General features: G+C 48.4%; 6 protein-coding genes. 5 read left to right on the top strand and 1 reads right to left on the bottom strand.

Going from position 1 to position 13343, the window contains the following annotated elements:
- Positions 1-129: 129 nt before the first annotated feature.
- Entirely contained in the window at positions 130-819 is a 690-nt protein-coding gene (locus tag ACVBEF_RS06125) for a hypothetical protein (protein ID WP_447123048.1), read from the top strand.
- Here the strand turns inward: ACVBEF_RS06125 and ACVBEF_RS06120 are convergent.
- Positions 812-1989 (bottom strand): IS3 family transposase gene (locus tag ACVBEF_RS06120; RefSeq protein WP_447122149.1). Its coding sequence is split into 2 segments (ribosomal slippage): positions 812-1722 and positions 1722-1989, totalling 1179 coding nucleotides; the frame shifts between segments, so codons are not numbered across the junction. The genes ACVBEF_RS06125 and ACVBEF_RS06120 overlap by 8 nt on opposite strands.
- A gap of 191 nt (positions 1990-2180) precedes the next feature.
- Here ACVBEF_RS06120 and ACVBEF_RS06115 point away from each other — a divergent pair.
- The 4 genes from ACVBEF_RS06115 (at position 2181) to ACVBEF_RS06100 (ending at position 13337) form a co-directional block, all read left to right on the top strand.
- Positions 2181-5351, top strand: a complete 3171-nt coding sequence (locus ACVBEF_RS06115) for a hypothetical protein (protein ID WP_447123047.1) — start codon at positions 2181-2183, stop codon at positions 5349-5351.
- Positions 5352-5835: 484 nt separating this feature from the next.
- Positions 5836-7764 carry a hypothetical protein gene (locus tag ACVBEF_RS06110; protein ID WP_447123046.1) on the top strand — a complete coding sequence of 643 codons (1929 nt, stop codon included), beginning with the start codon at positions 5836-5838 and terminating at the stop codon, positions 7762-7764.
- Positions 7765-7815: 51 nt separating this feature from the next.
- Positions 7816-8993 (top strand): IS3 family transposase gene (locus ACVBEF_RS06105; protein ID WP_447122149.1). Its coding sequence is split into 2 segments (ribosomal slippage): positions 7816-8083 and positions 8083-8993, totalling 1179 coding nucleotides; the frame shifts between segments, so codons are not numbered across the junction.
- A 99-nt stretch (positions 8994-9092) separates the two neighbouring features.
- Positions 9093-13337, top strand: a complete 4245-nt coding sequence (locus tag ACVBEF_RS06100) for a hypothetical protein (RefSeq protein WP_447123045.1) — start codon at positions 9093-9095, stop codon at positions 13335-13337.
- Positions 13338-13343 lie beyond the last annotated feature (6 nt).

Below are 13343 nucleotides of genomic sequence, written 5' to 3'. Positions count from 1 at the left end.
TTTTCGATATGCTTGTCATCTTTTGGGTGTTAGTGAACGCAATTGCGTAACGCATTTTCGATTTCAGCAATCCCACCATCCCAAGAGACCCACTGCTTTATAAAACAATCCTACCTCTCAGGAGTAACGATGAATAATCGGGTATCGCATTTCATATCGCATCATGGTTGCCCCCACCGTGTCCAAATCCCGCATAAACCTAGCCCTGATCAGAGAAAAAAAAATAACGACCATGCCACATTCAGCCAGAATTTTATCGGCGGTTTGAACTCCCCAATAAAATTTCATCGTTATGCATCTCATCATCCGACCAGCAATTATTCATCTGCTATTTCGCACGTCGTCACGCTAGTGGCGCTGACTTCTCTCATCGGTACAACGATATCTGCATCGCCCTCTGTTTTTTTTAATAGCAGACAAAATGCTGGCCGACGTTCAAATTCATTTTCCGCTTCTCCATCAACAAATCCGCAGACACCTGTACCCCAGCCCACTTCGCCCCCTTTACCCATCGTTGGTAGCACACCTCGCAGCACCAGGCGGCCACCTCGCGTAACCAAAGAGCACAACGGTGCGGTGTTCAGAGAACAAACGACAATCGCGTATGGTAGAACAGGTAGAAAAAATATCGCATTACATCAACCTCAACAGCAGTCTCCCCCCATCCTTGACCGCCCCGGGCAACATCCAGATAGTCATCATCCGACACTCTCCCTCGCCAGCCCTTCAAAAGTGAGATCAATAAGGGCAATCGAATGGAATCAAATGAAAACGCGTGCCGGGTTTCTTATTGAGCTCTGGTTTGTGGTGGTCAAGTAATTTCGGACACAACAATAGGTTTTTTTTCTGCCATTTTTCGCTCGTAGGCGACGGGCGACAGATTTCCCAATACTGAATTGAATCGCTCGGTGTTATAGAACCCGACAATGTAAGCAGTAATGTCTTTGCTAGCCTCCGCGTGGTTGGCATATTGGCGTTGCCAGACGCGTTCCATCTTGAGATTGAGGAAGAAGCGTTCAGCAACGGCATTGTCCCAGCAGTTTGCACGGCGGCTCATACTGCAAACAAAGCCATGTTCATCGAGAAGGCCCTGGTAGAGCTGGCTGGCATATTGGCTGCCGCGATCGGAATGGACAATTAGCCCGGAGGCTGGTTGTCGTTGCGCAATCGCCATGTTCAGAGCAGCACAAACCAGTTCTGCTGGCATGCTCGGAGCCATCGCCCAACCGACTATTTTGCGTGCGAACAAATCCAGGACGATGGCCAGATACAGCCACCCGGCACCAGTACGGATGTAGGTAATATCAGTGACATACGCCAAGTCTGGTGCAGCAGGATTGAACTGCCGGTTGAGGATATTAGCGGCTACTGGCAAGTTATGTTTGCTGTCTGTTGTGTGGATAAACTTACGTTTCCAAACGGGTTTTAAGCTGGCTCGGCGCATCAGGCTACGTATCTTGTAGCGACCGATCACAAAGCCTTGATTCCTCATTGCGGTGACCAACCGACGACTGCCATAGCTTTGATGGCTGGCCATAAAAGCAGCCTTCAGGTGAACGCTTGTTTTACACAAAACCGGTTTAGCAGCACGATGCTGTGCCTCGTAATAGCCAGAACGACTCACGCTCAGGACGCGGCAGCAGTGTTTTACCGGGAAGGCCTTCTCTTGCAGTTGACGAATGAGTTGATAGCTCATTTCATTTCCCGGGCAAAGAAGGCCGATGCTTTTTTTAAGATATCAACATCCTGGCGAAGTTGGCGATTATCGTTTTCTAATTGTCGTATCCGTTGCTGCTCGGAGGTCAGCGGTAATCCTATCCCCGGCTTGCCGTTCTGCTCAGCGCCGTACTGCGTTACCCAACGACGAATTGCTGTGGTGCCTATGTTCATACTGGCGCTGACATGTTGAATACTCAGGCCTTGTTCTTTGATCATCCGCACGACTTCCAGCTTCAGGCTGCTGTCGTAATTCTTATGTTGCTTTGACATTTATATTTCCTCAGTTGATGGATTATCCACCCATTGAGGTGTCCGGAAAAATTAGACCACAGCAGTTCAATTGGGTACGAGATTTAAAAAACCAAAAACTAGCAAAAATAGAATTAGAAAGAGAGCAGTAGGAGGATTTTTGGTATTACTTTCCATTCGATCCCACTACGCAAAATAGCAATGATTTTTCCGTGACATATTTAAAAGATGCTTTCAAACGTCATGGTTTGCCTGAGTCAGCAATACACAAGCGGATCGCCGCCAAAATTATCGATACGCGCAAAATGGACGGCCTCGATATCCTGTTACGACCAAAGCAACTACAGCCGATTGAGTACTACACCAGCTGGACGCCACTAGAAATGGCGACCGGGGAAAATCTCAAAGAGGTAAAAAAATATGCAGGCGAAATGGCAGCAAACAGAGGGAGGTACGTCATATTTTGGCCTGATTCATATAAGCGCTCTCTCCAAAATATCATTACGCAAAAAGAAAACGGAATATGGAGTGCGTACACCGAATTCATGATGAAAAGCCTCGACTCAGGACCACTGGTTGATCAGGCAAAAACCAATATTGACGCCATGGTTGCCGGCATTCTTATGGACTATTACAAGAATTTTCCTAAAATAGCGCTGAATATAGATAATTTGAAACAACACATCCGCAGGGTCTCGTATCAAGGTGTTGATGTTGCAGACGTATTTGCAGGTCCTGGCCGCATAGCAGGCACTAATGTTCTATTTAGCATGACCAATGTTTTCCCTCCAACAATTATTGACGCCACTGGCGCATCCTTACTGCGCAAACCGCTCTTTCAGAATGCGATAAGGCAAGGACTGCCCCTGAAAATGGTTGCCAGTCTGGGCGAATCTTTATTTATACCTTATACAAAGGGAAGGACGTATCACAGATTAGTCATCCCATATTTAACATTCTCAGGTCCAGGAAAGGCCAGGGATATGTTGTGGATTGCGTACAAAGAAAAATTTAAATCAGATATAGATTTCTCTATATTCTCACCTACCGAACAAAACCAAATGTTGGCTATGGGACTAACGAAGTCGACCATCAAGGCAGCAACAATGGTGTTCGGACCAGCGTTATCTCCCTGGATGTTAAACGCCGTCAGTGCGGTCGCCGCAATGCCAGATGCCTTAGCAGCGACGGTTGTCGACGATCCGAAGGAGATGCAGGCGTATATCAGGCACTTTCTGAGAGGCATATTGATTAACAGCATCGGGGGGGTAGCCTACGTAGGAAACAGGATTCTTATTAAATTGGAAGTTTCCAAAGCTACGGCCACACTGATGGCAGACCCAGCGAAAAAAAATTTTGAAATAGCAAAACTATTGAAATGGGCAAAGGAAAAAATACCGATTGCTGCACCCAAATCGGCTAACGCAAACGTATCCCCCACAAGGCCGGCAACAGCAGTAACAGGAAATTTTTTGAAACGATCGATATCGAAAGAATCAACCGTAATGCCACTTAGTGTGACGCTCGATACGCAAATGACCGATGCTATTGATACTCCTCTGCCAACCACGCCAACCTCACCAACGTCAATTTCACCAGCGCGGGATGCACTGAGCGCTGAGCAAAAAGTCATCATTACCCTGACCTATATGATAGCCAGAGCAGAAATTCTTTCTTATAAAGAAAGCGCTGCGTTAATCAAGGATTGGGACGCAGCGATTACCGCTACCCTCACCATCGCAAGTAGCAAACCGCCCAAAGACCAATTTGACACATTGTCGCCTGCAGCGCAAAAATTCTCTGCGTTGAAATACGCTCTCATCCATCAGGGAAATACTCTCAATCACACTGAGGCACGGACATTCGTCAAAGAAAAGTACGGGCAGCCGATCACCCCTGAGGTGGTTGACATGGTGTATTTTTATGCACTAGAACCGTGGTTGCAAAAACAGGCAAACGACACGTGCTTAAACCGCAGAGCACTCGAACATCCCTCAGATATATTACGCTCGGCATTAGCACTCAATACAGCAAAACGGATTACGGTGTTTCTTGATAGCCTGGAAGAAAACGTGCTTTTTAAAAGCACAGTCGACAGCATGCGTAGCCATCCGGCACCATCCATGCCCAGCGAAATATTAGCGTTCTCATCGAGACAGATGGATACCTTTCTCATCTATTTCGACGAGACGGCGCTACCTCAGCCCGGCTATCTCCTCCCTCAGGCAATGCTCCATGAATACCGTCGCAGACTAGCCTTTGGACAAGGCTGGCATTTCAATCATCGCAGCCCAATAGCGAATATATTAGCGGACTACAAACGCACACTCGGCATCGATCAAGTCATCACGCCGATAGCGTTGCAGGTACTTAACAAACTCAACTACTACGACCATGACCGCATGGCGCTGCCAGGGTTTGAGGAACGGTATCTGGGCGGTCTGCGCAATGAAGACAAACTCAAAGACATCCCCGGTTATCGCCTCTTCAATGACCAACAAAAATTGACCGTATTCAAAACGATCAGCGCTATCACCGGCATCCCGATGGACCGTCCCTTAAGCTCGTTCCTGGCCTCGGCCGCCAGAGTGCTCACCTTATTCGCCGATCCGGCAGACTTAACCAAGATGAACTACACGGGAGGTGAAAATGTATTACTCAACCAATTAATAGGATTGGATCTGGCAGCAAGCAACAATGTTGGCGAAATCGATCAGGAATGGTCTGTGACATTCTGGGAACTGATGAACAGTCGACGCGACATCCCCGGTGTCGCACTCTGGTTATACAAACTGAAGTACAAGCACTACCAACGAGATCGCGACCTCACCATCGCCACGATCAATAGTTTGTATAAGATGGCCAAGGCACAGCCTGGCAGCGGGATCACGCCCCAAATGATCGAGCTGGCGATACAGCTCGCACAAAATACACTCATACCGTTCATCGATGGAGATTCACCGCAGACACGGACACAAGCAATTAACGATTATTTAACCCATGTCATGGGTGAGCAAGTGCAACCCCAATCTCCTCAAGAGTGGCGGGATTTTCTGGAAACAGAACCTACCAGTTGGGAAATTCCGTCCAACGCAAGTGCAATCGCAGGCCCGAGTCAACCGGCCGTCACACCTACCAGTGCCACCAACGCGATGCTCGCGCGCGCGATAAAAAAATTGGGATCAGAAATGTTTCCCGGTGCCATCCAAAGTCAGCCACTTTCACACGCGAAGGTAAAAGAAGATCCCCTCGCCGTTGCCAGATTGCTAGTCCAGAGTGGGGTCAAGGGCATCACAACGATCATCAATGGCGTCACCTATCCGATAGAAATGATCATCAATACGCATCCGGCGGCGACCATTTATCAAGATCAGGGAGTGTGATACTACGGTGGTGTCAGACCATCAGGAAAGAATAGCCTCAACGTAATATCAGGTACGGACAAAGCCACTAAGCGCTTATATGCCGACAGACCAGACAGCCCTCACATCAAACAACAAAACCACGGACGTTCTGCCCCAAACGTTAGTCATCGGATTGCAGCAGTGATCCACGAAAATGCCAGATGAATTGGCCAACGCCAGGATCGGTCATATCCATCTTCCAGACACTTTTACATTTTATATAGATCTGTGCCGCTGGGGAGCTTACGCCAACCGGACGCTGCCTTAGCCGGTACAATTTTGCGTAAGCCCTATGTTGACCAAATAACAAAATTCAAAAATCGCTCATTGTGATGAGCAACCCCTCAAAATTTAATCTTACAGCGCATAATGCCTCAACATTATGATGCACAACACGACCGATCATCGTCCTCAATAGACAGCAGATAACAATCGACCCGGATCAAGGTCACGGAGCGACCCGATGCCTAAATTTAACTACATATCCAATTTTGGTAGCACGTACCGCTCACAAAAACCAAGCAAATCCGATCTGAATATTGCAAAAAAAGAAAAGTTCGCAGCAAAATTTGTCAGAGCGGATTCTCCCTCCCTCAGAGCGCTTTACACCGCATCTTCTTCGCGTTGGGTAACTCAGCATCAGTCCAACAATCAATCCAACATTGCCCCACAATTAATCGCATTGCTGGCGCTTAGTTCAATCAATGCACCCATCTCAATCGGATTAACAAAGGGTAATTCGTCGCTGCCTGATTCTTTGAGCAGCGTAGGAAATGTTGTCCGATGGTCAGATGCGCCCTACGGTTTTTGTTCCGCAGATCAGCACGCTCAGACCAGTCGTCCGTATGGACGCCATCCCGCTTCGTCGCGTGCATGTCCTGACGCAGATAGCACACCTCGCAACGCAGGCCAGCCGAGCTCGACAGCCAAAGCTGCCCCGCCGGTCATACATGCAAAAACAGCAAAGCCCCCCCCCCGAGTGGGTAAACTCAAATCAAACCATCCCGAATCACCAAGGCTTAAGCAACAACGTCCCTCTGTTTATCAACATCTGAAGCGACCGATCAAACACGATCCAGATCTTGATAGTCCGACATTCCTCCCTGCCATCAGGAAATCCGACACACAACCCAGTGCGCGTGCGGCACAACCCGCTAAACAACCGCTGCAAGCCCCAGTCTCAAGGCATGACAATCCGCTTACGAACGCCCCTTCCCATCCACCATTATCTGCGGCCGCGAATAGCCATCCCGACAGCAAACAAAGAGGCTTGATTGCAGACACAAGCAATATGCTGCAAGGCAAGTCGGCTGACACTTATCTGTCATCCGAAGGCCCGGTCAGCGGTAGTTGGCCGTTCCCGGGTGTTAGCTCCGATCCCGGAATGTCTATTCTGAGAACCGACTTTGAAAAAACGGCGCGTCTTAAGGCTGAAAAAATACAGAGGGAAAATGAACGTCTGGCGCAAGAGCAGGTGTTGATAGAGAACATTGAATTTAATCCATTTGTTGATTCCTTCCAAACATTTATCGAAGAAGCTTTAGGTAACTTGTTTGAGAAAGAGCGTTTGCCCAAAGAGGCTATGAATCAGTACATCGATGCCAAATATTTAGACAGTCGCCTCATACATGCCGCCTCTGCCCATCTGCAGGCGCAGCAACCCAAGGCGATTGAACACACTGGGCGCTGGTCAATAAACGACATTGCGACAGGAGCAAATCTTGCTGACATAGAAATCAAGGCAGGCCCCCTGACGGCACATTTGAATGATGTCGCTTACGATTGGCCCTCCAATTTTCCCAGACCTGTAACGCAAAAACTGACCAATGGCTGGCTGTGGCATATTTTTGCCAAATTTATGGACATACGCCTCACCTCCGGGCCGCTAGTCGATGACGCAAAAAAAACCATTAAAGCCTACGTTATCGAACAATATTTCGAGAACTACACCGGCGACCCGGCCCAGAGTGATGCCGCACTCACCAACTTTGTCGAAAAAGCCAAACCAGTGTTCTATTTGGGAGAGCCCGTCGCGAACCTCTTCTTAACGCCCCCGGTACAGGCAGGAACCTACGGCATGCTCTGTTCCATAGGTAATTTATTTGCCCCTATCGTCGTCGATAACGCCGATTTCTGCCTGGAGGGTAATGCTTTGAAAGAATTGGTAAAGCACGGTTTACCATTAAAAAAAGTAGCTGCGATGGGCGACGGTTTGTTTTCCAAAGAATTGACCAAGCAACCCTTTCCAAGATGGGTAGATCCAAAGTTAACCTTTGGCCGAGAGGGCAGGATCGAGGATGTTTTATGGGATGCCGCCATCCATAAACTGCGTTCAGATATGGATCTGAACGTCCTTTCAAGCGAAGAAAAAAACTGGATTGCTGTGGTCTAATTTTTCCGGACACCTCAATGGGTGGATAATCCATCAACTGAGGAAATATAAATGTCAAAGCAACATAAGAATTACGACAGCAGCCTGAAGCTGGAAGTCGTGCGGATGATCAAAGAACAAGGCCTGAGTATTCAACATGTCAGCGCCAGTATGAACATAGGCACCACAGCAATTCGTCGTTGGGTAACGCAGTACGGCGCTGAGCAGAACGGCAAGCCGGGGATAGGATTACCGCTGACCTCCGAGCAGCAACGGATACGACAATTAGAAAACGATAATCGCCAACTTCGCCAGGATGTTGATATCTTAAAAAAAGCATCGGCCTTCTTTGCCCGGGAAATGAAATGAGCTATCAACTCATTCGTCAACTGCAAGAGAAGGCCTTCCCGGTAAAACACTGCTGCCGCGTCCTGAGCGTGAGTCGTTCTGGCTATTACGAGGCACAGCATCGTGCTGCTAAACCGGTTTTGTGTAAAACAAGCGTTCACCTGAAGGCTGCTTTTATGGCCAGCCATCAAAGCTATGGCAGTCGTCGGTTGGTCACCGCAATGAGGAATCAAGGCTTTGTGATCGGTCGCTACAAGATACGTAGCCTGATGCGCCGAGCCAGCTTAAAACCCGTTTGGAAACGTAAGTTTATCCACACAACAGACAGCAAACATAACTTGCCAGTAGCCGCTAATATCCTCAACCGGCAGTTCAATCCTGCTGCACCAGACTTGGCGTATGTCACTGATATTACCTACATCCGTACTGGTGCCGGGTGGCTGTATCTGGCCATCGTCCTGGATTTGTTCGCACGCAAAATAGTCGGTTGGGCGATGGCTCCGAGCATGCCAGCAGAACTGGTTTGTGCTGCTCTGAACATGGCGATTGCGCAACGACAACCAGCCTCCGGGCTAATTGTCCATTCCGATCGCGGCAGCCAATATGCCAGCCAGCTCTACCAGGGCCTTCTCGATGAACATGGCTTTGTTTGCAGTATGAGCCGCCGTGCAAACTGCTGGGACAATGCCGTTGCTGAACGCTTCTTCCTCAATCTCAAGATGGAACGCGTCTGGCAACGCCAATATGCCAACCACGCGGAGGCTAGCAAAGACATTACTGCTTACATTGTCGGGTTCTATAACACCGAGCGATTCAATTCAGTATTGGGAAATCTGTCGCCCGTCGCCTACGAGCGAAAAATGGCAGAAAAAAAACCTATTGTTGTGTCCGAAATTACTTGACCACCACAGATGTTCGCTTTGGGGATGGCAAAAACGGGGGTGAAATTGATCTTGATGGCCGGGGTTCCTTTGAGGCCGTTACTGTCCCTCGCAACAGGTATGATCGCAATGCTCCCGGATGCAGGAATGGTGCAGATTGCCGATAGTCCAGAGGTATCGAACACGCATCTGAAGAATTGCCTCACAGGGATAATGATCGAAACCGTTGGACTCAGTTTTTATTTAGGTCATAAGACGCTCCTCATGGCCCGGATAAATAAGAGTCAGCAAAAGTTGATTACGACACCTTTGGCAAAAAATCTCGAACAGAAAAAATTGGCTGAGTGGGCAACCAATTTCAAAAATTACGTCAGCCTCAAGCCGCGTGACAAATTTAATTATTTAGCCCAAACCACGACAACTAACCCCCATGGAAACCTGGCAAAAAAGCTCACTAAGAGTGCTAGCAACAGTTGGGATTTTGTCGGTCGGATGGAGCATGAGGCAGGATTTATTACAACGTCCGAGTTGTATAAATTAACGGCTGAGACACGCTCTCAAAGTTTTGATAGTTTGCTTGGCAATACACCAATAATAATTAAAAACAAGCAAGAATTCTTAGCGCTCCCACAGTTTTCCAGGATTGGTTTTATTGGTAGGAATGGAGAGCTAAAACACGCCATGTCAAAACTGGATGACGGTATCGCTATCGGTTTTAAGAATGATTATCTGAGAATCGATGATGAAAATACGATTCAAGCATTTGACCTCAGTACTGCCATCAGTTGGGGAGCGGATGGATCGGCGTCAATCAACGGAGGGCCGACATTTACAGTACAGGCCTATCCAGCCTCGGGCATACTCTATGACGAAAAGTATCCTTCAAGGCTTCCTAAGACCAGAACTAAAATCACGCCATTTTCTGCTTCATCGATGAATAAATTGGTGATCAAGCTAAGGCATAAAAACCCGGACGAAAATTCCGTCTCAGTGGCGCCAGATAGTCCACCTCCAGTTAAAGAAGTCAGGGTCACTGCTGATCTCAATCACAACCAATCACCGGATAGTGATGATTTTGATGGACTTTCGGTGCTGATAACGCAAGCCATGCCGGTTATTGATTGCACGACACTATGCGCCAAACAAAAAATCGATACTGCCCTCACCACTTTCTTGTCCAGAACAAATAGCATCTCCTATCAAGCTGCCGCCGCTTTGCTACGGCAATACGACAATACCGTCAAGACCGCCCTCACCAAGCTCAGTTTAAATGCGCCGGAGGCCCAATGGGATAATTTGTCCGCCCAAATACAAAAACTATTTGAACTGAAATATCTCCTCATTGATCAAGGCAACGATTTGACTGTTGATAAAGCGCTGAAATTGGCCAGCACCTATTACAGCCGAGCGCTGGCTCCCACCACCTTCGATCGTATTTATTTTGATCAGCAAGAGCCTTTGATGCTGGTGCTAGAACAGGACACCACACTGATCCAGGAAATACGCACAAATCCATCGGCGGCCGTTACCAAGTATTTACTGCTTGACTCGCCGGAAAAAATTACCACCTTTTTAAATAGCCTCCGAGAGTTCAGCACCGCCGACACAGAGTGGCGCAGCATCGTAGAAAATACTGCATTGCATGCAGATATGTTGGCTTACTCGTCCGAGATGATTGCTATTTTTTTGAAGCGCTTCCAACTCGACACCCTGCCATTACCCAGAAGTTTCGATCGTCTAGCGTGGTTATACGCATACATTGAGTGCAAAGATTCCGGACAACCCTGGGTGTTCGATGCGCATAGACGAACAGTGCAGAAAGTACGCATTAACCTCAGTCGTCAGCTAGGTCTTCAGCAATCCATGCCACGCCTGGTGACGGCGGTACTGAAGGCATTCGGGTATCGCCCCGACCGTATGGGGTTGTCAGGATCGGACGGACGGTCTTTGTACGACTTACGCCGCATGCCGGAACTCAATAACATTCCCGGTTATACATCCCTTACCGACCAACAACAATTTCTCTTATTCGATGCGCTACAAGCGCGCACCAGCTTAGCGACGGACTATCGTTTAGGCTCACTAGCGGCCTCGGTCTATAAAACTGCCGAACTGTTCACCGATACAAATCTCTTAGCGGCAATGCGCTACCCTGACGGTGAAGACGCGTTATTCAGTCAATTAATCGCATTGGATCTGATTGCGTATAACAATGTTCGCAAAGTCAATGCGCAATGGGCGCAGGAACTATGGCAAACGATACTTGATCGACGCGCAACCGTACCTGGTTTGGGAGCCCTGATCGATCACCTGATAGAGCAGTATCCGACTACTGCCATCGATCGTATCATCTCCGCGGCCCATCGTTTATCCGTTATTGCCAAGGCGTCGCCAAGCGCGACCACACCCGCGGAGTTGATCGACTTTGCGCTCCAGCGAATACGATATCAACTCCGCCCCCCCTTGATCGGCGGAGACTCACCAGCGACGCTTGCAGATTCAATTAGCCATTTTTTGCAAGAAAAAATGGCTAACATTGATGGCCAGCCGCACCCGGTATCCATTGCCGATTGGAAGCAATGGCTGAAAACGCAGCCGACCTTTCCGCACCCGCTGCATACCAGATGGATCGAACCACCAAACCAACAAACCATCAACAATACGTTAGCTAACGCGATACAGACAATACGTTGGAAGAAGGGTTTAGAGAAGTTAGCGGCGTTACAGACTGACGCTGATAAAGATCCATCTCAATTGTGGTCCACCGACCCGCTAGAGCAATACCTCGCCGGTGCCGATCTGCTGGTACGGAGTGGATTCGACGACATTACGACGACCATCGACGGTCTCCCATACGACGTAAAACTACTCGGCATCGAAGGCCTGGTAACGACTGTTTATCAAGATAGAGATGCGTGGTACGACGGCAACTTTCGTAGCAATCAGTCCCCCTACGCACAGATGCTAGCCAGAGACACGCTTACGGGATCCTTCTATTCCAGTAAATTTTATACAGGACAAAGAGCCGCAACACTGGAGGTCGCCGGTAGTCTTCTGAGTAATACCCCGAGCTTAGCCCTATTAACCAAAATCCGAGACGACCTGACCGATTTTTCTGACAACAATGGGACTAAGACATTCGACGATATTTTCATCTTCAAACAAACCGATCTCGAAGCTACCAGGCACAACCCACGCACGATATTTAACGACATCTACGCTGTCCCGCTTTTTCGCGCGATCATCAATGTGGTTAAACCGTATATAGGGAAATGGACGCTCATTTACGGACAACCAGCGCATATCGACCCCATCAGACATTTCGTTTATATACCGTGGGATAGTCAATGGCAGTATCTTCCCAGAGATTTTGATCTGACCGGTACGCCGCAGGCAATTTCCGCCCCGCGTCTGTATCTGGAACAATGGTTAGCCATATTTTTGCAGCAAAGATCCGTATTGAAAAAGAGTAGCGATCAAGACTTAACCGTACTGCTCACCAATATCATTCTGGATCAGGCCGGTCTCTTGACCTATGAACGCATCTCTTCCGATCAGCCAAGGACGCCGTTACCCGTGCCAGATCGTCTATACCAATTCGATAAAATGCGATGGAAAAACAGATACGCCAATGACCTCCTGACAAGCATTACCTCAGGGCAATATAAGGGGCCGCATTTTTCTTACAACGCAACTGAAAGTAAGGCCGTGACATTGACGCTAGCCCAGTTAGCGTCGCTGCCGCCGGAAGCATTTTATTTGCCTGCGTTGAGCGCCATCAGCGTTGAGGCTGGAGACAATAGCCAACAATATCTGGATAATTTTCTCAAAATTTATCGTCAAATTTATGACCGCCAAGGTATCGGTGCCCGACTAATGACCAAGTATCGGTCTCGTATCGGTCCCAATAGTCGGTGGCACTTCATCTATGTAGACCCTGAAAAGACGCACAATATTTTCACATCCTATAGTGCAAGCCACCGTATCGACCATGAAACAGAAACGGTGTATCTGGTTGACCCCACCCTGCACTCATTTTTTTACCTGACGGCCAATGGTCTGAAACAGGTAGGCGCGACACGTCAGGCGACACAGATCTTGCTACAAATATTGCTACACGAACCGGATCTCGATGGCAGACTTGCCTGCACCAAACGTAATGGAGCCGGCCCGTTGACGGACATTGTCATACGGGAACTCAACCACAATTCCCCAACCGCCATTGCCGCCGCCACTGTCGTTGCGTCCCAGGAAAACCACATCCTGCAACTGCTGAAAAACTCTCTCTCCGTAGCACGATATGCCACTTACGAAAACCAAATTTTGTCGAATGCGCTGTCACGTTATTACGGCATTAGTCCATGAGTGTGA

Source organism: Glaciimonas sp. GG7, from assembly GCF_052976905.1.
Note: the sequence above shows the minus strand (reverse complement) of the source record. Positions and strands in the feature narration are given on the sequence as shown.